Genomic DNA, 20,543 nt, shown 5'->3' on the forward strand with positions numbered 1-20,543 from the left:
GAATCGGCCGCCCTTGGTTATTTTACTTTCCCCACTTCTGTTTGATCCGATCCACCGCCTTGACGACATTTCCCTTGTCGCCGAAGGCGCTGAGGCGGAAGTAACCTTCTCCGCTCGGCCCGAAGCCGCTCCCCGGGGTGCCGACGACGTGGCACTCGGTGAGGAGCTTGTCGAAGAAGTCCCAGCTACTCATCCCTTCCGGCGTCTTCAGCCAGATGTACGGGGCGTTGACGCCGCCGAAGCACTGAATCCCGGCGGCGGTGAGCCCCTCGCGGATGATGCGGGCGTTGTCCATGTAATAGTCGATCACTTCCTTGACCTGGGGCCACCCCTCGTCGGAGTAGACCGCCTGGGCGGCTTTCTGCACAGGGTAGGAGACGCCGTTGAACTTGGTGCTCTGGCGACGGTTCCACAGCTTGTTCAGGGCGACCTTCTCCCCCTTGGCGGTCGTGGCCAGGAGATTTTCCGGGACGACGGTCAGGCCGCAGCGGACGCCGGTGAAGCCGGCGGTCTTGGAGAAGGAGCGGAATTCGATGGCGCATTCCTTGGCGCCGTCGATCTCGTAGATGGAGCGGGGAATGTCGGATTCGGTGATGAAGGCCTCGTAGGCGGCGTCGAAAAAGATGATGGCGTCGTTTTTGCGGGCGAAATCGACCCAGCCTTTGAGCTGCTCCCGGGTGGTGACGGTGCCGGTGGGGTTGTTGGGGGAGCAGAGGTAGATGATGTCGACCTTCTCTTTGGGGAAGGCCGGGGAGAAGTCGTTCTCCGCCGTGCAGGGGAGGTAGACGATGTTCTCGTAATACCCCTTTTCGTCGGCCTCGCCGGTGCGGCCGACCATGACGTTGGTGTCGTTGTAGACCGGATAGACGGGGTCGCCGATGGCGACGACGTTGGCGTTGTCGAAGATGTCGAGGATGTTGGAGCAGTCGCACTTGGAGCCGTCGGAGATGAACATCTCGGAGGTCTTCAGGGAGACGCCGAGGGGCTTGTAGGCCTTGTCGATGATGGTGTCGATGAGCCAGGAGTACCCCTGCTCGGGGCCGTAGCCGTGAAAGGTTTCGCCTTTAGCGAGGTCGTCGACGGCGGCGTGAAAGGCCTTGATCACGGCCGGCACCAGGGGAAGGGTGACGTCGCCGATCCCCAGGCGGATGACCTTGGCCGAAGGGTTGGCGTCGGTGAATTCACGAACGCGGCGGCCGATCTCGGGGAAGAGGTAGCCGGCTTTGAGTTTCAGGTAGTTGTCGTTGATACGGGCCATGTGTAGCTCCTTCTATTTGGGGGGGGCAGAAAGCCAGAATGTAGAATATAGAATACAGAATATAGAAGACAGAATAGGGAAAAGCAGAAGATAGAACACAGAATACGGGAGGCAGAAGACAGAATGTCTTTTTGCAGTCCTTCTGTATTCTACATTCTGTGTTCTGCCTTCTGTCCTACCTTAGCCCCAGCACGTCCTGCATGTCGTACATCCCCGGCGCCTGCCCTTGAAGCCAGGTGGCGGCGCGGACGGCGCCTCTGGCGAACATGTCGCGGCTCATGGCGCGGTGGGTGATCTCGATGCGCTCGCCCATGCCGATGAAGTAGACGGTGTGCTCTCCGACGATGTCGCCGCCGCGCACGGTCTGCATGCCGATCTCCTCCTTGCTGCGCTCTCCGCACATCCCTTCGCGGTGGAAGTTGGCGACCTTGTTGTAGTCGCGACCGAGAGCGTCGGCGACGACCTCGCCCATGCGCACGGCGGTGCCGGAGGGGGAGTCCTTCTTCTTGTTGTGGTGCAGTTCGACGATCTCGACGTCGAAGCCGTCGCCGAGGATCTGCGCCGCTTCCTTCAACAGCTTGAAGCAGGCGTTGACGCCGACGCTCATGTTCGGGGCGAGGAGGACGGGAATTTTCCTGGCGTGCCCGGCGACTTCGGCCCTTTGTTCGGGGGTGAAACCGGTGGAGCCGATGACGATCATCTTGCCGAGACGGGCGCAGACGGCGACGTTTTTCAGCGTCACCTCGGGGAAGGTGAAGTCGATGAGGACGTCGGCGCTTTTGAGCCCCTCCTCGAGGGAATCGACGATGGCGACCTCCAGCGGCCCGCAGCCGGCGAGGCTCCCGGCATCCTGGCCGAGCATTGCGTGCCCCGGGCGCTCGATGGCGCCGCCGAGCTCGAGCCCTTCGGCTTCCTTGATGGCAGTGATGATGCGCCCGCCCATGCGTCCGGCAGCGCCGACAACGGCAACTCTGATCATTGTTTTCCCCTATGCAAATTGGAATACAGAATACAGAATGTAGAATATAGAAGGACTGCAAAAAGACATTCTGTATTCTGCTGTCTGTCCTCTGTTTCCCGTATTCTATCTTCTGTATTCTACATTCTGTATTCTACATTCTGCTTCCCGTATTCCAGAATTTTAAATCAGCCCGTACCCCTTCATCACCGCCGTGAGCTTGGCGAGGTTGGCCGCCGAGAGGGGGGCGAGGGGGAGGCGGACATGGGCGTCGATTTTCCCCATCAGCGACAGGGCGGTCTTCACCGGCACCGGGTTCGAGTCGATGAACATGGTGCTGTGAATCTCGAGCATCTTCAGGTGCAGCGCCCTGGCGTCGTCCCAGCGTCCCTCGTCGACGGCGACGACCATCGCCTTGACGTCGGCGGGCATGATGTTGGCGGTGACCGAGATGATCCCCTTGGCGCCGCAGGCCATCAGCGGCAGGGTGAGAAAGTCGTCGCCGGAGAGGACGTCGATCTTGTCGCCGGCCTTGGCGATGATCTCGCTGGCCTGGGTAACGTTCCCCGAGGCCTCTTTGATGGCGACGATGTTCTTGAATTCGGCGAGGCGGATGGTTGTTCCGGCTTCCATGTTCATCCCCGTGCGCCCCGGGACGTTGTAGAGGATCTGGGGGAGGGCGACGGCCTCGGCGACCGCCTTGTAGTGCAGGTAGAGTCCCTCCTGGGACGGTTTGTTGTAGTAGGGGGAGACGAGCAGGACGCCGTCGGCGCCCATCTCCTTGGCGTGCTGGGAGAGCTCGATCGCCTCGGCGGTGGAGTTGGACCCGGTGCCGGCGACGACGGGGACGCGTCCTTTGACCTGCTCGATGCAGATCTCGATGACCCGGTCGTGTTCCTTGTAGTCGAGGGTCGCCGATTCGCCGGTCGTCCCGCAGGGGACGATGACGTCGGTGCCGTTTTCGATCTGGAACTCGATGAGCTGGCGATACTTTTCTTCGTCGACCCGGCCTTTGGGGGTAAAGGGGGTGACGATGGCGACCATAGATCCGTGAAACATGAGATCCTCCTCCGGAAAGCTAGTCTAAAAAAATGTTTTACAGAAAAATTGAGCCGTATTGGTAACATACCTGCAGGTCAAAGTCAAAGCCGCCCTAAGGGCTCGCGAAGCATAACCTGAGCTGTCCGTATCTTTGAAAAAACCGGGTCTTACCACAGAGACACAGAGAACACCGAGGGAAATGCCACAGGGATTCAAGAATTTCTCCGTGTCTCTGTGTCTCAGTGGTGAACCGCCTTTTTCCGACCTTCTCTCAGAGACTGGCTCCGGGAGTCGCCTCGACCGTTGGCGACAGGGGGCTCTCGACGATCTGGCCGAAGATCCGCACCACCGTCCGCACCCCGTAAAGGTAGGTGGTGCCGTTTTCCAGGCCGAAATCGTCGTAGCTCGTCTCTGTCAGGGGCATCCGGGTCAGGGGGGTCGGCTGCAGGGGGGAGCCGGCCTCGCCGCGATAGAGATTGTAGCCGAGGAATTCGACGCCGTCGCGCTTCTCGACGACCGACTCCCAGGTCAGGCGCACCAACCGGTCGAGGCCGGTGGCGGCCAGGGACTGGGGGGGCGGCGGCGGGTTGTGGAAGGGGAGGCGCAGCAGGGCGCCGAGCCCCTCCCGTCCGGAGCGGTTGTAGGGGACGATCCGGTACTGATAGCCGACGCCGGCCTCGAGGGCGCTGTCCCACAGAAAGAGTCGTTCGCCGATGCGGCGGGCGCCCTGCAGATAGTCGAGGTCGAGGGTCTGGAGCAGGATCGAGGTGTCACGGCACTCGGGGCAGTCCTCGGCCGGGTCGTAACTCATGCGGTAAACCCGGAAGCCTTGCAGGTTGGTGAGGGGGGAGCCGTCCTGGTTGCTCCCCGGCAGAGTCCAGGCGAGGAGGAAGCGCGCTCCCTTCTGGGTCACCGTCGGCTCCCCCGGGGCGACGGGGAGCTTGAGTGCGAGGGGGCGCACCGGCCCCTTGTGGCCGCAGCCGGCCAGGATGATAAAAAAGGCGAGGAACAGATACGTCCATCGTCTTGCGGATTTCGCTGTGCTGGAGGGCATGCTCACCCCTGACGCTCGGCGCGGGCCCGCGCCAGTTCGCGCTCCACGGCCACGCGGGCGGTGCCGCCGGTGGCGCACCGGGCGTTGACCGAGGCCTCGAGGGTGACGAAGTCGTAGATGTCGGCTTCGATCACTTCGGAGAACTCCCGGAACTCGTCGAGGGTGAGCTCGGGGATATCCTTGCCGGTCTCGATGCAGTAACGCACCGTCTTGCCGACGATCTCGTGGGCGTTGCGGAAGGGGATCCCTTTGCGCACCACGTAGTCGGCGACGTCGGTGGCGGTGGAGAAGCCCCGGGCGGCGGCCAGGCGCATCTCCTCGGCGCGCACCTTCATCTGGGCGATCATTTCGGCGAAGATCTTCAGCGACCCCTTGACGGTGTCGATGGTGTCGAAAAGAGGCTCCTTGTCTTCCTGCATATCCTTGTTGTAGGCCAGCGGCAGCGCCTTCATCAGGGTGAGGAGGGAGATCAGGTTGCCGTAGACCCGCCCGGTCTTGCCACGCACCAGTTCGGGGACGTCGGGATTCTTCTTCTGCGGCATGATCGAGCTTCCGGTGCAGAAGGCGTCCGAAAGGTCGATGAAGCGGAAGTCGGCCGTCGACCAGAGGATGAGCTCTTCGGAGAGGCGCGAGAGGTGCATCATCAAAATGCTTGCGGCGCCGCAGAACTCGAGGGCGAAGTCGCGGTCGGAGACCGAATCGAGGGAGTTGCGGGTCACCCCGGCAAAGCCGAGCTGCTCGGCGACGAACTCGCGGTCGATGGGGAAGGTCGTCCCGGCCAGGGCCCCGGCGCCGAGGGGCATGAAGTTGAGACGCTTGGCGACGTCCTGCATCCTCCCGGCGTCGCGCTTGAACATCTCGTAGTAGGCGAGCATGTGGTGGGAGAAAAGGATCGGCTGGGCGGTCTGCAGGTGGGTGAAACCCGGCATGATCACGGCGAGATTGGCCTCGGCCTGGGCGAGGAGGGACTCCTGGAGGGCGTCGAGGTAGGCGAGGACGGCCTTGACCTCATCCCGCAGGTAGAGGCGCACGTCGAGGGCGACCTGGTCGTTGCGGCTGCGGGCGGTGTGGAGCTTGCCGCCGACGGGGCCGATGCGCTCAATGAGCCGCGCCTCGATGTTCATGTGGATATCCTCGAGGCTGACCTTGAACTCGAACGCCCCCTTCTCGATGTCGGTCAGGATCGATTCGAGGCCGGCCATGATCGTCTGGGCCTCGTCCTTGCTGATGATCCCCTGCTTGGCGAGCATCCGGGCGTGGGCGATGGAGCCCTGGATGTCGTAGTGGTACATCCGCTTGTCGAAACCGATGGAGGCGGTGAATTCTTCGACGAACTTGTCGGTCGGCTGGGTGAAGCGGCCGGCCCAGGGTTTTTCCTGACTCATGTGGACTCCGTAGGTGAAAATATTCCGGCAAAAAATCCGATTGCTGCAAAAAAGGCGAAGAGGAGGCTAAAGGACCTTCCCTGTTTCCCCATTCTCCCCGTTAACCCCCCGGACAATCTCTTCCCCGGCCATCCGTATCCATCCGCTGCTGCGGGAGGGGCGGAAGATGCTGTGGATTTTCAGGGGCGCCCGGGTGGTCCGCGGGTCGAGCTCATGGAAGAGCGGCAGGTTGAAAAAGTACAGACGGGTTTCCCGGCCGAAGCGCAGGCGGCAGACCGGCAGGCCGCCGAAGTCGTCGGTGGAGAACTCGGCGAGCTGGACCCGTTCCAGCTTGTGGCTCTTGTGCAGGATGACCGACGAGTGGCCGAAGGCCTCGCCCTGGGTGCTGGCGCCGTAGTCCGTCTCCCCGGCGGTGTTGCAAAAGACGGTGGTGGCGTCCCGGACCCCCGGGGTGTAGGCCAGGTATTCGCCGTAAAAGCCGTGGACCACGTCGCGAAACGCCGGGTGCTCCGGTTTCGGATTGCATTCGATGACGGCCAGCAGGTCGAGGCGCTGGCGGGTCTCAAAAAAGAGCTGGTCGGCCTTGTCGATGATGACGCTGATGTTCGACTGGTAGAGATCGCGGTAGACATAGTCGAGGCAGATCAGCGCCATGAAGTTGAAACAGGTCGGGTGGCAGCGAAAGAGCGGGAAGACCTTCCCCCGGTAGAGATCGCGCAGGGCGTCGAGATTCTCCTCGCCGAAGAAGGGGTGGCTTTTCGCTTCGAGGAAGACCCGCAGGCGGCCGTCATTCTCCTTGACGGCGATGACGCACCAGTTGACCGGCGCCTGGTCGACGTCGCCGGCTTCCAGATCCTCCGTCACCGAGGCCAGAGCTTCTTCGTTGTCCTCCCGGTAGGTTTCGAGGAGTTGCCGGTACTCGCCGAGGCGGATGTGTTCGACGCCGAAAACGGTCACCGTGTTGGGACGAAATCGCTCCCCGATCAGCGTCAGCACGTCCTTGACATGAGCCGCCGGGAGTGTCGATTCGGGGAACAGGAGAAAATGGAGCTTTTTCAGATTCCCCTTGCCGGCGGCGACCAGCTCGAGGATCGACCGCACCTGGTCCCACTTGGCCTCGGGATCGGCGACCCTGTAGCCGAAGTCGGTGCGCTTGAGCCGGTTGGGGAGCTGGCAGACGAGGCAGTGCTGATGGTGCCCCTGGGGGAAGGCGACGTTGATGTGTTTTTCGACGATAAAAACCATGGTCGCCCTCCTCTTAAGTCCGTGGCGGCGCGCCGCCGGGGACTTCCCCTAAGGCGCTGGAGGGGAGGGCCTCATTGCCGCCGAGCGCGATCCCGGGAAAAATTTTGGCGAGGATGTGCCGGCTGCCGGGGGTGAGGTCGAAGGGGTGGAGCTGATCCCTGTGGACCCAGATCGCCTCGGTGCATTCGGAGCCGTTGGGGCGCAATTCGGCGGAGAGGGGGACGGCGCGGTAGTAGAGGATGACGAAATGGTCGTTTTTCGAGCCGACCTTCAGGTGTTCGAAGACGTCGATGAGCCCTTCGACCCGGATCTCGATGCCGACTTCCTCGCGCACCTCGCGGTGCAGCGCTTCAATGATCCCTTCGCCGAGGTCGATCTTCCCCCCGGGCATGACCCACTGGTCGCAGAAGGGGTGGATGCAGCGCCGGGTGAGAAGGACCCGATCCTCCGCGTCGATGATGCAGGCCACGACGGAGGTCTTGATCGCCTGTTTTTTGTAGTCCATAAAACCGTGGCCGGGGCGACGCTGCGCCGCCCCGGCGCCTTTGGGAGGGTGTTTATTTTTTTGCCCGCTGAATGGCGGCGATGCGCATGCGCAGGGCGTTGAGCTTGATGAACCCTTCGGCATCAGCCTGGTTGTAGACCTGGTCGGCCTCGAAGGTGGCGAAGTCGACGTTGAAGAGGGAGTCCGTCGCGCTCTGGCGGCCGACGACGCGGCAGTGCCCCTTGTAGAGCTTGATGCGGGCGATGCCGTTGACCGTCTTCTGGGTCGCGTCGATGAGGGTCTGCATGACCAGGCGCTCGGGGGCGAACCAGTAGCCGTTGTAGATCATCTCGGCGTAGCGGGGCATCAGCGAGTCGCGCAGGTGCATGACCTCGCGGTCCATGGTGATCGACTCGACGGCGCGGTGGGCCTCCTCGAGGATGGTGCCGCCGGGGGTCTCGTAGACGCCGCGGCTCTTCATGCCGACGTAGCGGTTCTCCATCAGGTCGACGCGGCCGATGCCGTGCTTGCCGCCGAGGACGTTGAGCTTGGCCAGCAGCAGCGCCGGGGAGAGTTTCTCGCCGTTGACCGCCACCGCGTCGCCGTTTTTGAATTCGATCTCTACGTATTCGGCGGTGTCGGGGGCGTCCTCGGGGCGCTTGGTGAGGGCGTACATCTCCTCGGGGGCCTCGGACCAGGGGTTCTCGAGGATGTCCCCTTCAAAGGAGATGTGCAGCAGGTTGCGGTCGGAGCTCCAGGGGAACTTCTTGCTCGTCGGCACCGGGATCCCGTGCTTCTTGGCGTACTCTTCGAGGGCGGTGCGGCTGTTCATGTCCCATTCGCGCCAGGGAGCGATGACGCGGATCGCCGGGTCGAAGTGGTAGTAGGCGAGCTCGAAGCGCACCTGGTCGTTCCCCTTGCCGGTGGCGCCGTGGGAGACGGCGTCGGCCCCTTCGGCCTTGGCGATCTCCATCTGCTTCTTGGCGATCAGCGGCCGGGCGATGGAGGTGCCGAGGAAGTAGCGCCCCTCGTAGATGGCGTTGGCGCGGAACATGGGGAAGACGAAGTCGCGGATGAACTCCTCGCGCAGGTCCTCGATGAAGCACTTGCTGGCGCCGGTCTTTTTGGCCTTCTCGGGGATGTGGTCGAGCTCCTCGCCCTGGCCGAGGTCGGCGGAGAAGGCGATGACTTCGCAGCCGTATTCCTCCACCAGCCACTTGAGGATGATCGAGGTGTCGAGACCTCCGGAATAAGCGAGGACGGCCTTTTTGACGGTACCTTTTCTGGACATGAAGTGTCTCCTTTGAGTGAATAAGGGTGCGGGGAGGACTCCCTCCGGCACCTCAGAGTTTGATGACGTAGGTGTCGGCGATCTTGTCGTGCAGCCCCTGCTTCTGGGGATCGAAGGCGACCATCAGGTAGCCGATGCCGAGAAGGATCGTCGAGACGAACTTGCCGAGGGTCTCCCGCAGGAGGGCGCGGCCGTAATCCATGTCGCTGCCGTCGGTGCGGATCACCTTGATGCGCAGCGCCATCTTCCCCGGCGTCTGGCCGCAGTAGCCGGTGAAAAAGACGTAGTAGGCGACGCCGATAACGATGGAGAAGAATCCGGCGACGATGGCCAGACCGCTCTGGGCCTCCGCGTCGCCGCCGTTCGTCAGGCCGATGACCACCCCCAAAAGGGCGGCGAAGGTCATCTGGATGGCGCCGGCGGCAAAGGAGTCGATCACCGCCGCGACGACGCGGATCCAGAAGCCGGCCTTGGCCAGGTCAGTTGCCGAAACCGCCGCCGGTGGTGCCAAAACCACGGACTGGGGCGATGCGGCCGGGATCTCGGCGATTTCGAAAACAAACTCCCCCTTGCTGAAGGGGAAGGACTCCTTGCAGCGCGGGCAGGTCACCCGGATCGGCCGGTCGGGAATTTTGGCCTCATCGATTTCCCGGGCGAACTGGCAATGGGGGCAGCTGATGGTCATAAGATAACCTTGCCTGGAAAGGATGATGTCTTCGCAAAAAGCACAAAATTTACCACAGAGGCACAGAGACACAGAGGTAATTAATTAAAGTAAAAGGAATTTCTTTGTGACCTCAGTGTCCTCCGTGGTGAAAAATTCTTTTTGTCACTTCAGGCCATCAACGTCGCCATGATCGCCTTCTGCACGTGGAGACGGTTTTCGGCTTCGTCGAAGACCACCGAGTGGGGCCCTTCGATGACCTCGTCGCTGATCTCCTCGCCCCGGTGGGCAGGGAGGCAGTGGAGGACGATGCAGGCGGGGTCGGCGGCGGCCACGACCTTGCCGTCGATCTGGAAGCCGGCGAAGGCCTTTTCCCGCGCCTGCTGCTCGGCTTCCTGACCCATGCTCGCCCAGACGTCGGTGTTGAGGACCGTGGCGCCGGCCGCGGCCTCCCGCGGGTCGTGGGTGTAGAGTACCTTCGCGCCGGCTTTCCGGGCGCGTTCGACCACCGCCGGGTCGGGGGCGTACCCTTTCGGGGTGGCGACCCGCAGTTCGAAGCCGAAGACGGCGGCGGCGTTGATCCAGCTGTTGGCCATGTTGTTGCCGTCGCCGATCCAGCCGTAGACCTGGTCGCGGTAATTCCCCTTGTGCTCGACGACGGTGAAGAGGTCGGCCATGACCTGGCAGGGGTGATAGCTGTCGGTGAGGCCGTTGATCACCGGGATGTCCGACCACCGGGCCAGCTCCTCGACTCCGGCCTGGGAAAAGGTGCGGATCATGATGCCGTCGACGTAGCGGCTCATGACCCGGGCGGTGTCGCGAATCGGCTCGCCGCGGCCGAGCTGCGTCGTCCCTGAATGGAGAAAGAGGGCGTGACCGCCGAGCTGGTACATCCCGACTTCGAAGGAGACCCGGGTTCGGGTCGAGCTCTTCTCGAAAATCATCCCCAGGGTCTTCCCCCTGAGGAGATGATGCTCTTCGCCGCGTTTCTGCCTGGCCTTGAGGTCAAGGGTCAGGGCGAAGATCGCTTCCAGCTCATCACGGCTCCAGTCGGAGAGGCAGAGAAAATCTTTTTTCACCAGGTTCCTCCAGAAATTCAGAATACAAACAAAGGTTTCAACGCAGAGACGCTGAGACGCAGAGAAAAACAGGGAGAGGAAAAGCAGGAACGCTCTTCGGATCGGTCTCTTCTCTCCGCCTCCCTCTCTCTGCGTCTCTGCGTTGAGAAAGAAAGGCCCCGTGGCCGCCGGTCTATCGCTGTTCGGCAAAAATCCCGTCGAGGATGGCGATCATCTCGTCGATTTCGGCGCGGGAGACGATCAGCGGCGGGACGAAGCGCAGCACGCAGCCGACGGTGCAGTTGATCAAAAGTCCCCGCTGCAGCGCCTTGGTGACGATTTCGCCCCCGTCGATGGAGAGTTCCATGCCGAGGATCAGTCCGCGGCCGCGGATGGCGGTGACGAAGGGGTAGCGGAGCTGAAGCTCCTCGAGGCGAATGCGCAGGTAGTCCCCCATGGCGACGCAGTTCTCCAGGACGCCGTCCTCGAGAAGGACCTTCAGGGTGGCGATCCCGGCGGCGGCCATCAGCGGGTTGCCGCCGAAGGTCGAGCCGTGGGTGCCGGGGCCGAGGGTCGAGACGAAGGGTTCCCGGGCGACCATGGCGCCGATGGGGGGGCCGCCGGCCAGGGCCTTGGCCAGGGTCATCACGTCGGGTTCGACGCCGTCATGCTCGTAGGCGAAGAGCTTGCCGGTGCGGCCGCAGCCGACCTGGACCTCGTCGAAGACGAGGATCAGTCCGTGCTCGTCGCAGATCTGCCGCACCGCCTGCAGATAGCCGGCAGGGGGGACGTTGACCCCCCCTTCGCCCTGCACCGGTTCGAGCATCACCGCGCAGGTGTTGGGAGAGATGGCGCTCTTGAGGGCCTGGGCGTCGCCGAAGGGGACGTACTTGAATCCCGGAACCATGGGGGCGAAGCCGGTCTTGACCTTCTCCTGCCCGGTGGCGCTGATGGTGCCGATGGTGCGGCCGTGGAAGGAGGCCAGGGCCGTGATGACCTCGAAGCGGTTCTCGCCGTACTTCTCGCGGCTGTACTTGCGCACCAGCTTCATCGCCGCTTCGTTGGCTTCGGCCCCCGAGTTGCAGAAGAAGACCCGGTCGCCGAAGGAGTGGGCGCAGAGGATCTCCGCCAGTTCGATCTGCTGCGGGATGTGATAGTAGTTGGAGCAGTGCAGCAGCCTGGCCGCCTGGTCCTGCAGCGCCGCCACCACCTTGGGATGGCAGTGGCCGAGATTGTTGACGGCGACTCCGGCGAGGAAGTCGAGATACTCCCTGCCGTCGGCGTCCCACAGCCGGCACCCGGCGCCGCGCACGGGGACGAGGGGGTAGCGGCCGTAGGTTTTGGCGATATGCTGGTCGCCGCGGGCGATCCATTCGGATGAGTTGGACATGGGTTAATCCTTTGAATGCAGAATATAGAAAGTAGAATATAGAATACAGAATATAGAATATAGAAGGTAGAAGGTAGAAGTTTCCGGTTTTATTCTGTTTTCTGTGTTCTGTATTCTACCTTCTGCCTTCTAGAATCTCGCGATTGCCGTCCCGATCCCCAGGTCGGTGAAGATCTCCAGCAGGCAGGCGTGCTCCATGCGGCCGTCGATGATGTGAGTCTTGGCCACCCCCTCCTCGATGGCATCGACGCAGCAGTTGACCTTGGGGATCATGCCGCCGGTGATGGTGCCGTCGTTGATGAGGTCGGGGACCCGGCCGATATCGATGGTGGAGATGAGGCGTCCGTCCTTCCCCCGCACCCCCTCGACGTCGGTGAGGAGGATGAGCTTCTCGGCGCGCAGGGCCCCGGCGATCTTGCCGGCGACCAGGTCGGCGTTGATGTTGTAGGTCTCTCCGCGCAACCCGACGCCGATGGGGGCGATGACCGGAATGAAGTTGCTCTCTTCGAGGGCGGTGATGATCGCCGGGTTGATGCTCTCCACCTCGCCGACCATGCCGATGTCGATGATCTCGGGGGTCAGGGAGTCGGGGTTGATTCCCGTCATCTCCAGCTTGCGGGCGAGAATCAGGCCGCCGTCCTTGCCGGAGAGGCCGACGGCCCGGCCGCCGTGACGGTTGATGTTGCCGACGATCTCCTTGTTGACCTTGCCGCCGAGGACCATCTCCACCACATCCATGGTTTCGGTGTCGGTGACCCGCATCCCCTGGACGAAAAAGGATTCCTTCCCCATCGCCTTTAGGACCCGGCCGATCTGCGGCCCGCCGCCGTGAACCACCACGGGGTTGAGGCCGATGTATTTCATCAGGATGATGTCCTGGGCGAACCCTTCCTTGAGCACCTCCTCGACCATGGCGTTGCCGCCGTATTTGATGACGATGGTCTTGTTGGCGAAGCGCTTGATGTAGGGGAGGGCCTCCATGAGGACCTTGGCCTTGTTGATGATGTCCTGCATAATTACCCCGTGACGAGTGACGATAAAGGCGGTAAAGAAGTAACGGTAAATCGGAGACGGGTGACGGGGCGATCCTGTCACCTGTCTCCGCTCACAAAATGTACCGCGACAGATCTTCGTCCTTGACGATTTCGGCCAGGCGCTCCCGGACGTAGGCGGCGTTGATCTCCAACGTCTTCTCCTGGCGTTCGGGGGCGTCGAAGGAGAGGTCCTCGAGGAGCTTCTCCATGATGGTGTGCAGGCGCCGGGCGCCGATGTTCTCGGTGCGGTCGTTGACCGTGGCGGCGGTGCGGGCGATCTCGTGGATGGAATCGTCGGCAAAGACCAGGGTGATCCCTTCGGTGAGCATCAACGCCTCGTACTGGCGGATCAGGGCGTTCTTCGGTTCGGTGAGGATGCGCACGAACTCTTCTTCGCCGAGGCTCTCCAGCTCGACCCGGATCGGAAAGCGCCCCTGCAGCTCGGGGATCAGGTCCGAGGGCTTGGAGACGTGAAAGGCTCCGGCGGCGATGAAGAGGATGTGGTCGGTTTTTACCGGACCGTACTTGGTGCTCACCGTGCTCCCCTCGACGATGGGGAGGATGTCGCGCTGCACCCCCTCGCGGGAAACCTCGGGGCCGTGCCCCCCTTCGCGGCTGGCGATCTTGTCGATCTCGTCGATGAAGATGATGCCGCTCTGCTCGGTGCGCTCCCGGGCCAGGGTGTAGACCTTGTCCATGTCCACCAGCTTCTCGGCTTCGGCTGCGACCAGGATCTCCCGGGCGTCCTCGATCTTCATCCTCCGGCGTTTGGTCTTTTTGGGGAAGATGCTGCCGAGCATGTCCTTGAAGTTGATCCCCATCTCCTCCGAGCCCTGGGGGGTGAGGATCTCCATCATCGGCGCCCGGGACTCTTCGGTTTCGATCTCGACGAAGCGATCGTTGAGGGCCCCCTGGCGCAGGAGCTTGCGCAGCTTGTCGCGGGTCGCCTCGCGGCTTTCCCCCCCTTCGCTTTCTCCCGGCAGCAGCAGCTCGAGCAGCCTCTCCTCGGCCAGATCTTCCGCCTTGACCCGCACCGTCTGGGCCTCTTCGGCCTTGACCATGAGGATGGCCAGGTCGAGGAGGTCGCGGACCATGCTCTCGACGTCGCGGCCGACGTAGCCGACCTCGGTGAACTTGCTCGCCTCGACCTTGACGAAAGGGGCCTGGGCCAGCTTGGCCAGGCGCCGGGCGATCTCCGTCTTGCCGACCCCGGTGGGACCGATCATGATGATGTTCTTCGGCGCGATCTCCTCCCGCAGTTCGGCCGGAACCTGCTGGCGGCGCCAGCGGTTGCGCAGGGCGACGGCGACGGCGCGCTTGGCCCCCTTCTGGCCGATGATGTAGCGGTCGAGTTCGGAGACGATCTCCCGGGGGGTGAAGTTGTTCACGGCAGCACCTCCACCAGAATCTGGTCGTTGGTGTAGATGCAGATGCCGGCGGCGATCAGCATCGCCTCCTCGGCCACCTTTTGCGCCGGCAAGTCCGAATGGGCCATGAGCGCCCGCGCCGCCGCCAGGGCGTAGGGGCCGCCGGAGCCGATGGCGGCGATGCCGTCATCCGGCTCGATGACGTCCCCCGAACCGGAGAGGATCAGGGTCGTTTCGGCGTCGGCGACGATGAGGAGCGCCTCGAGTTTGCGCAGCATCCTGTCGGTGCGCCAGTCCTTGGCCAGGGCGACCGCCGCCCGCATCAGGTTGCCGCGGAATTCCTGGAGCTTGACGTCGAACTTTTCGAAGAGGGTGAAGGCGTCGGCGGTGCTCCCGGCAAAGCCGGCGATGACCCGGTCCTGGTACATGCGGCGGATCTTGCGGGCGGTGTGCTTCATCACCGTGTTCCCCATGGTCACCTGGCCGTCTCCGGCCAGGGCGATCTCGCCGTTTTTGCGAACGCAGATGATGGTGGTTCCTCGAAACATCTCGACCCCTTTTCGTGGCCGCAACAAGCGCCAGCCGGGAAATGAAAAATGCGATAAATATAACACAGAGATTGGGGAATAAAAAAAGGAAAAACGCTTTTATTCCCGCGAACAGAGGCCTCTGCTCCGGCGTGCCGGGGGACAGGGCGAAGGGGGGAGAGGTCAGCGCGGCAACGTCAGGGTGGCGACGGTGCCGCGGCCGGGTTGGCTTTCGAGACGGATGGTGCCGCCGTGCATCTGCACGAACTGGCGGGCATAGTAGAGGCCGAGGCCGAAGCCGCGCACCTGTCCGGTATGGGCGGGGTCGACCTGGTAGAACTTGTCGAAGACCCGGGGAAGTTCGTCGGCCGGAATCCCCTGGCCGGTGTCGGCAATCACCAGAAGGAGTTCCCGGTCCCGTCCTTCGACGCTCAGGGAGACCGTTCCCCCCGGAGGGGTGAACTTGAGGGCGTTCTCCAGCAGCGCCAGCAGGGCGAATCGGATGAGTTTGCCGTCGAGCTGCATGGGCGGTTGGGGAGCATCGAGAAGGGTTTCGAAGAGGACCCCCTTGTTGACAAAGGCATCCTTGAGATCGGTGACCACGGCCATGGCCAGATCCCGGGGGAAAACCGCCGTCGGCTTCAGGGGACCCTCCTGGAGAATGATCTCGCTGTAGAAGAGAAGGTCCTGGATCAGATAGGTCAGATAACGGGATTCGTCGAGGATCAAGTCGAGGGTCTTGAGAAAGGCGGGGTCGGTGGGATCGCCGATGCCGCCGGCCAGGTTCTGGATGAAGAGGGAGATGGCGGTGGTCGGGGTCTTGAGCTTGTGGGAGATCAGGCCGAGAAAATCGGATTTGAGCCGGTCCATGCGCTTGAGCTGGAGGAGTTCCTCCTTGAGGTCCTTTTTCTCCAGAACCTTGTCGATGGTGGTCTTGAGCTGCAGAAGGTTGATCGGCTTGCTGATGAAGTCGTCGGCGTCGGCCTTGAGGGCGCGGAGAATGATCTCCTTGTCGGCATAGCCGGTCATGACGACCACCACCTGATTCGGTTCCCGCTCCTTGACGGCCCGAAGAAGGTCGAGTCCGTTCATCCCCGGCATCATCACGTCCGTCAGCACCAGGTCGACCGTTTCCCGGGAAAGGATCTCCAGGGCCTCTTCGCCGCAGGTCGCCTGCAGCACCCGGTAACCCTTGAGGACCCGGGCGCAGAGTTCGCGGATCACGGACTCGTCATCCACCATCAGGATGCAGCGCCCCTCCTTTTCCTGGCGCAATGTCATCTCCCCTTCGATCTGCAGGCGCACGCGCTTCTCCCCTGTGCTTTATTGTCGGGCGGGCGGGTTCAAGCGCCGTTTTCGGTCAGCCTGATGCCGTCGCAAAGAACCGGTATTGCCACCAAGACACGGAGACACCAAGAAGGAACGAACAGTTCATTCTAAAGGTTTAAACTTGGTGCCTTGGTGACTTGGTGGCAAAAAACCAGGTTTTTTGCAGGAAGACAAACCTCTGTTCGTCATCCTCTACCCGCCGCCGAGGCTCCGGGCCACCAGGTCGGTGGCGGCGCCCAGGGCCTGGTCGAGGTTTCCGGGGAGGTTCCCTCCGGCCTGGGCCAGATCGGGGCGTCCGCCGCCGCGGCCGCCCACGGTCTCGGCGAGGGGCGCGATCAGCTTGCCGGCCTGGAGGCGGCCGGTGAGGTCCTTGGTCACGGCGACCAGCAGGCTCGCCTTGTCGTCGGCGGCGGCGCCGAGGACGATGACACCCGACCCGAGGCGCTCGCGCAGCTGGTCGGCGAGCTCGCGCAACCCTTTGCCGTCGAGGTCGTCGGCCCGGGAGATCAGGAGGCGGACCCCCTCCACCTCGCGGACCTGGGCGAGGAGCTCGGAGGCCCGCCCGGCATTGAGGCGCCCCTGCATCGATTCGATTTCCCGCTCCAGTTCCTTCTGCTGGTCGAGGAGTTTTTTCAGGCGCCCCTCGAGCTGCCCGCGGTCGCTTTTGACCAGAACGGCCAGGCGCGCCAGGGTCGCTTCCTCCTCCTGGACGCACTCCAGGGCGCGGGCGCCGGTGACCGCCTCGATGCGGCGCACCCCGGCGGCGATGCCGCTCTCGGCAAGGATCTTGAAGAGGCCGATGTCGCCGGCGGCGCGGATGTGGGTGCCGCCGCAGAGTTCCCTGCTGAAGTCGCCGACGCGGACCACCCGCACCCGGTCGCCGTACTTCTCGCCGAAGAGGGCGGTGGCGCCGGTGGCGATGGCGTCGTCGGCGGCCATCTCCTCGGTTTCCACCTGCTGGTTGTCCCGGATCCGCCCGTTGACTTCCCTCTCGATCTGCACCAGCTCCTCGGCGCTCACCGGAGAGAAGTGGGTGAAATCGAAGCGCAGCCGCTCCGGGGTGACCTGGGAGCCGGCCTGTTTGATGTGGTCGCCGAGGACCGCGGTCAGCACGGCCTGCAGGATGTGGGTCGCCGTGTGGTTGAGGGCGGTCGCCTGGCGAAGGGGGAGATCGACGGTGAGATCGGCGGCCTCCCCCTGCTGCACGCTCCCTTTGGTCACGGTGCCGACGTGGACGGTCAGGGAGGGGAGGGGCTTTCTCGTCTCGTCGATCCGGACCCGGCCGGAGCCGGTGGAAATTTCGCCGCGGTCCCCGGCCTGTCCGCCGGATTCGCCGTAGAAGGGGGTGACCGAGGTGATGATTTCGACCCGGTCGCCTTCGGCGGCCTTTGAAACCGGTACGCCGTTTTTGAGGATCGCCGTGATGGTGCCGTAATCGCTGAGGGTCTGGTAGCCGGTGAACTCGCTCTCTACCCCCTCTTCGAAGAGCGTGCGGTAGATGGCGGAGACGGCTTCTTCCCCCGATCCCTTCCAGTGCTCCCGGGCCTTCTGGCGCTGCTGGTTCATGCAGGCCTCGAACCCCGCTTCGTCGAGAGTAAGGCCTGTCCCTTCGACGATGTCGGCGGTGAGATCGACGGGGAAGCCGAAGGTGTCGTAGAGGCGGAAGACGATCTCGCCGGGGACGACGGTCTGCTTGAGCGTCCGGAGCTTTTCCACCTCGTCGTTGAGGATGCGCAGGCCGTTGTCGAGGGTCTGGATGAAGCGCTCCTCTTCGATTTTGACGATCTTCGTCACATAGTCGGCCCGCTCCCTGAGGTCGGGATAGGCCTCGGCCATCGCCTCCATGACGTAGCGGGCGCTGCGATAGAGCATCGGCTCGGTGAAGCCGAGCATCTTGGCGTGGCGGGCGGCGCGGCGCAGGATTCGCCGCAGGACGTAGCCCCGCCCTTCGTTGGAGGGGAGGACGCCGTCGGCGATGAGAAAGGCGGTGGCCCGGGAGTGGTCGGCGATGACCCGCATCGACACGTCGTTGTCGGCGTCGGCGCCGTAGCGTTTTCCCGCAAGCTTTTCGATAAAGGCGATGATGCCGCGCAGCAGGTCCGTGTCGTAGTTGGTCTTGACCCCCTGCATGACGGTGGTGATGCGCTCGAGCCCCATGCCGGTGTCGACGGAGGGTTTGGGGAGGGGGGTGAGGGTGCCGTCGGCGCTGCGGTTGAACTGCATGAAGACGTTGTTCCAGATCTCCATGTAGCGGTCGCAGTCGCAGCCGACGGCGCAGTCGGGAGAGCCGCAGCCGACCTCGGGGCCGTTGTCCCAGAAGATCTCGGTGCAGGGGCCGCAGGGGCCGGTGTCGCCCATGGACCAGAAGTTGTCCTTCTCGCCGAAGCGGTAGATCCGCTCCTTGGGCACCCCCTCCTGTTCGTGCCAGATCGCTGCGGCCTCGTCGTCCTCGGTGAAGACGGTGACGTAGAGGTGCTCCTTGTCGAGGCGGAGTTCCTGGGTCAGAAACTCCCAGGCATAGGCGATCGCCTCCTTCTTGAAATAGTCGCCGAAGGAGAAGTTGCCGAGCATCTCGAAGAAGGTGTGGTGGCGGGCGGTGCGGCCGACGTTTTCCAGGTCGTTGTGCTTGCCGCCGGCGCGTACGCACTTCTGCGAGCTCGCCGCCCGGACGTAGGGCCGTTTCTCCTGGCCGAGGAAGCAGTCCTTGAACTGGTTCATCCCGGCGTTGGTGAAGAGGAGGGTCGGGTCGTTGTGGGGGACCAGGGAAGAGGAGGGGACGACGGTGTGTCCCCGGTCCTCGAAATATTTGAGAAAACGTGCGCGGATCTGGTTGCCGGTGATCATGGAGACTCTCTTGACCTCTCTTCTTTGAAAAATGTCAGGACCTGCGACAGGGCAAAACCCCGGCGGAGAAAATAGTTGACGACCCGTTGCCGCTGCCGGTCGTCGGCCTGGCGGTAATCGAAGCTGGGGAAACGGCGCTCGGCCAGTGCGGCCAGGACTTCTTCGCGAGTGAATTCGTCTTCGGCCTCGGCAGCCGCGTCGCGGGCCTCTCCCTCGACGATGCCGTGGCGGCGCAGGTCGTCGAGGAGGCGCCGCCCGACGGCGCGCCCCTGGCGGAGGAGGGACCGCGCCCGCTCCCGGGCAAAGCGGCGATCATCGAGATAACCGAGGCGGCGGCAGCGTTCCAGCACCGAGGCGATGGCCTCTTCGTCGTGTCCCTTGAGTCGCAGGCGCTCGCCGAGCTCGGCTTCGCTGCGGTCCCGGACGGTGAGCAGGCGCAGAGCCGCGGCGAAGGGGTCAGAAACGCTCAATCTTCGGTTCGTCCTCCCCGGTGTTGTCCTCTCCGTTTTTCTCGAAGGAGTCCCAGCTGAGATCGGAGGTGGAAGAGATCCCCGACACCTTGAGCTTGAAGTCGTCGGGATTGGAACACTGGCGCAGCGCTTCTTCGAAGGTGATCAGCTTCTTTTTGAAGAGGACCATCAGCGACTGGTCGAAGGTCTGCATGCCGTAGGAGACGAACCCCTGCTGGATGGCGTCGCGCAGCAGACGGGTCTTCTCCTTGTCGTCGATGAGTTCGCGGGTGCGGGCGGTGGAGATCATGACCTCGACCGCCGGAACCCGCCCCTTGCCGTCGGCCCGCGGAACCAGGCGCTGGGAGACGATCCCCTTGATGACCGAGGCGAGCTGCAGCCGGACCTGGCGCTGCTGGTAGGGGGGGAAGACCGAGACGATGCGGCTGATGGTTTCGGTGGCGTCGATGGTGTGCAGGGTGGAGAGGACCAGGTGCCCGGTTTCGGCGGCGTGCAGGGCGGTCTCGATCGTTTCGAAGTCGCGCATCTCGCCGACGAGGATGACGTCGGGATCCTGGCGCAGGGCGCTTTTCAGGGCGACGTCGAAACCCTCGGTGTCGAAGCCGACCTCCCGCTGGTTGACCAGGCACTTCTTGTCGCGGTGCAGGTATTCGATGGGGTCTTCGATGGTGATGATATGCGCCGTCTGGTTGGAATTGATGTAGTCGATCATCGCGGCCAGAGTCGTCGATTTCCCCGAGCCGGTCGCCCCGGTGACCAGGATCAGGCCGCGGTTCTCGAGGGTCAGCTTCTTCAGGACCGGCGGCAGGCTCAGGGTTTCGATGTCGGGGACATCGAAGGGGATGGCGCGAAAGACCAGGGAGGTCGAGCCGCGCTGGGAAAAGACGTTGACGCGGAAGCGCCCCAGCCCCGGCACCCCGTAGGAGAGGTCGGCCTCGTGGGTCTCCTCGTAGCGGGCCCGCTGCCGCTCGTTCATGATGGCGTGCGCCATCTTCTCCGTCTCCTCGGGGGAGATCCGCGGCGCCTTGGGATGGGGACGGAGGGCGCCGTCGATCCGGTAGGTCGGCGGCAGTCCGGCTTTGATATGGATGTCCGAGGCCTTGGCCTTGAGAGCGACGGACAGGATGTCGTTGAGTTCCATTTT

Annotated in this window: 18 protein-coding genes; all 18 read right to left on the bottom strand. The window is 63.3% G+C overall.

What is annotated here, in order from left to right:
- Positions 1 to 22: 22 nt before the first annotated feature.
- Complete coding sequence (locus tag DSOUD_RS04485) at positions 23 to 1,258, bottom strand: LL-diaminopimelate aminotransferase (protein ID WP_053549884.1); 1,236 nt, start codon at positions 1,256 to 1,258, stop codon at positions 23 to 25.
- Positions 1,259 to 1,433: 175 nt separating this feature from the next.
- On the bottom strand, positions 1,434 to 2,237 hold the full coding sequence (gene dapB / locus DSOUD_RS04490; protein ID WP_053549885.1) for a 4-hydroxy-tetrahydrodipicolinate reductase: 804 nt from the start codon (positions 2,235 to 2,237) through the stop codon (positions 1,434 to 1,436).
- A gap of 162 nt (positions 2,238 to 2,399) precedes the next feature.
- Positions 2,400 to 3,275, bottom strand: coding sequence for a 4-hydroxy-tetrahydrodipicolinate synthase (gene dapA, locus DSOUD_RS04495; RefSeq protein ID WP_053549886.1), 876 nt, complete (start codon positions 3,273 to 3,275; stop codon positions 2,400 to 2,402).
- Positions 3,276 to 3,528: 253 nt separating this feature from the next.
- Positions 3,529 to 4,311 carry a fibronectin type III domain-containing protein gene (locus DSOUD_RS04500; protein ID WP_053549887.1) on the bottom strand — a complete coding sequence of 261 codons (783 nt, stop codon included), beginning with the start codon at positions 4,309 to 4,311 and terminating at the stop codon, positions 3,529 to 3,531.
- Between the two features lie 2 nt (positions 4,312 to 4,313).
- The gene (argH, locus tag DSOUD_RS04505; protein WP_053549888.1) at positions 4,314 to 5,696 is read right to left on the bottom strand and encodes an argininosuccinate lyase; all 1,383 of its coding nucleotides are present in this window, start codon (positions 5,694 to 5,696) and stop codon (positions 4,314 to 4,316) included.
- Positions 5,697 to 5,762: 66 nt separating this feature from the next.
- The gene (locus DSOUD_RS04510; protein WP_053549889.1) at positions 5,763 to 6,941 is read right to left on the bottom strand and encodes a hypothetical protein; all 1,179 of its coding nucleotides are present in this window, start codon (positions 6,939 to 6,941) and stop codon (positions 5,763 to 5,765) included.
- Between the two features lie 13 nt (positions 6,942 to 6,954).
- On the bottom strand, positions 6,955 to 7,446 hold the full coding sequence (locus DSOUD_RS04515; protein ID WP_082351069.1) for an NUDIX domain-containing protein: 492 nt from the start codon (positions 7,444 to 7,446) through the stop codon (positions 6,955 to 6,957).
- A 52-nt stretch (positions 7,447 to 7,498) separates the two neighbouring features.
- A complete protein-coding gene (locus DSOUD_RS04520; protein ID WP_053549890.1) occupies positions 7,499 to 8,716 on the bottom strand; it encodes an argininosuccinate synthase in 1,218 nt (405 codons plus the stop codon).
- Positions 8,717 to 8,768: 52 nt separating this feature from the next.
- The gene (locus DSOUD_RS04525; protein WP_053549891.1) at positions 8,769 to 9,401 is read right to left on the bottom strand and encodes an RDD family protein; all 633 of its coding nucleotides are present in this window, start codon (positions 9,399 to 9,401) and stop codon (positions 8,769 to 8,771) included.
- A 149-nt stretch (positions 9,402 to 9,550) separates the two neighbouring features.
- Complete coding sequence (gene argF / locus DSOUD_RS04530; RefSeq protein ID WP_053549892.1) at positions 9,551 to 10,459, bottom strand: ornithine carbamoyltransferase; 909 nt, start codon at positions 10,457 to 10,459, stop codon at positions 9,551 to 9,553.
- Positions 10,460 to 10,631: 172 nt separating this feature from the next.
- Positions 10,632 to 11,828: an acetylornithine transaminase gene (locus tag DSOUD_RS04535; RefSeq protein ID WP_053549893.1), complete on the bottom strand. Its 1,197-nt coding sequence runs from the start codon at positions 11,826 to 11,828 to the stop codon at positions 10,632 to 10,634.
- A 129-nt stretch (positions 11,829 to 11,957) separates the two neighbouring features.
- On the bottom strand, positions 11,958 to 12,842 hold the full coding sequence (gene argB, locus DSOUD_RS04540) for an acetylglutamate kinase (protein ID WP_053549894.1): 885 nt from the start codon (positions 12,840 to 12,842) through the stop codon (positions 11,958 to 11,960).
- A gap of 91 nt (positions 12,843 to 12,933) precedes the next feature.
- Entirely contained in the window at positions 12,934 to 14,250 is a 1,317-nt protein-coding gene (gene hslU / locus DSOUD_RS04545; RefSeq protein WP_053549895.1) for an ATP-dependent protease ATPase subunit HslU, read from the bottom strand.
- On the bottom strand, positions 14,247 to 14,777 hold the full coding sequence (gene hslV, locus DSOUD_RS04550) for an ATP-dependent protease subunit HslV (protein WP_053549896.1): 531 nt from the start codon (positions 14,775 to 14,777) through the stop codon (positions 14,247 to 14,249). The genes hslU and hslV overlap by 4 nt, the downstream gene beginning before the upstream one ends.
- 162 nt (positions 14,778 to 14,939) lie before the next feature.
- Positions 14,940 to 16,061, bottom strand: coding sequence for a hybrid sensor histidine kinase/response regulator (locus tag DSOUD_RS04555; RefSeq protein WP_232426494.1), 1,122 nt, complete (start codon positions 16,059 to 16,061; stop codon positions 14,940 to 14,942).
- Positions 16,062 to 16,277: 216 nt separating this feature from the next.
- Entirely contained in the window at positions 16,278 to 18,926 is a 2,649-nt protein-coding gene (gene alaS / locus DSOUD_RS04560) for an alanine--tRNA ligase (protein WP_053552288.1), read from the bottom strand.
- Entirely contained in the window at positions 18,926 to 19,399 is a 474-nt protein-coding gene (locus DSOUD_RS04565; RefSeq protein WP_053549897.1) for a regulatory protein RecX, read from the bottom strand. Before DSOUD_RS04565 ends, alaS begins: the two co-directional genes overlap by 1 nt.
- Entirely contained in the window at positions 19,386 to 20,540 is a 1,155-nt protein-coding gene (locus DSOUD_RS04570) for a type IV pilus twitching motility protein PilT (RefSeq protein ID WP_053549898.1), read from the bottom strand. The genes DSOUD_RS04565 and DSOUD_RS04570 overlap by 14 nt, the downstream gene beginning before the upstream one ends.
- Positions 20,541 to 20,543: the final 3 nt, after the last annotated feature.

It is taken from the genome of Desulfuromonas soudanensis (genome assembly GCF_001278055.1).
In the GTDB taxonomy this organism is placed as follows: domain Bacteria; phylum Desulfobacterota; class Desulfuromonadia; order Desulfuromonadales; family WTL; genus Deferrimonas; species Deferrimonas soudanensis.

What these genes read in the sequence shown, in the direction of transcription:
- dapB (WP_053549885.1), bottom strand. Translation starts at nt 2,237, where the DNA reads ATGATCAGAGTTGCCGTTGTCGGCGCTGCCGGACGCATGGGCGGGCGC.
- DSOUD_RS04520 (WP_053549890.1), bottom strand. Translation starts at nt 8,716, where the DNA reads ATGTCCAGAAAAGGTACCGTCAAAAAGGCCGTCCTCGCTTATTCCGGA.
- DSOUD_RS04570 (WP_053549898.1), bottom strand. Translation starts at nt 20,540, where the DNA reads ATGGAACTCAACGACATCCTGTCCGTCGCTCTCAAGGCCAAGGCCTCG.
- hslV (WP_053549896.1), bottom strand. Translation starts at nt 14,777, where the DNA reads ATGTTTCGAGGAACCACCATCATCTGCGTTCGCAAAAACGGCGAGATC.
- dapA (WP_053549886.1), bottom strand. Translation starts at nt 3,275, where the DNA reads ATGTTTCACGGATCTATGGTCGCCATCGTCACCCCCTTTACCCCCAAA.
- DSOUD_RS04485 (WP_053549884.1), bottom strand. Translation starts at nt 1,258, where the DNA reads ATGGCCCGTATCAACGACAACTACCTGAAACTCAAAGCCGGCTACCTC.
- DSOUD_RS04515 (WP_082351069.1), bottom strand. Translation starts at nt 7,446, where the DNA reads ATGGACTACAAAAAACAGGCGATCAAGACCTCCGTCGTGGCCTGCATC.
- DSOUD_RS04500 (WP_053549887.1), bottom strand. Translation starts at nt 4,311, where the DNA reads ATGCCCTCCAGCACAGCGAAATCCGCAAGACGATGGACGTATCTGTTC.
- DSOUD_RS04525 (WP_053549891.1), bottom strand. Translation starts at nt 9,401, where the DNA reads ATGACCATCAGCTGCCCCCATTGCCAGTTCGCCCGGGAAATCGATGAG.
- argH (WP_053549888.1), bottom strand. Translation starts at nt 5,696, where the DNA reads ATGAGTCAGGAAAAACCCTGGGCCGGCCGCTTCACCCAGCCGACCGAC.
- DSOUD_RS04510 (WP_053549889.1), bottom strand. Translation starts at nt 6,941, where the DNA reads ATGGTTTTTATCGTCGAAAAACACATCAACGTCGCCTTCCCCCAGGGG.
- argB (WP_053549894.1), bottom strand. Translation starts at nt 12,842, where the DNA reads ATGCAGGACATCATCAACAAGGCCAAGGTCCTCATGGAGGCCCTCCCC.
- DSOUD_RS04535 (WP_053549893.1), bottom strand. Translation starts at nt 11,828, where the DNA reads ATGTCCAACTCATCCGAATGGATCGCCCGCGGCGACCAGCATATCGCC.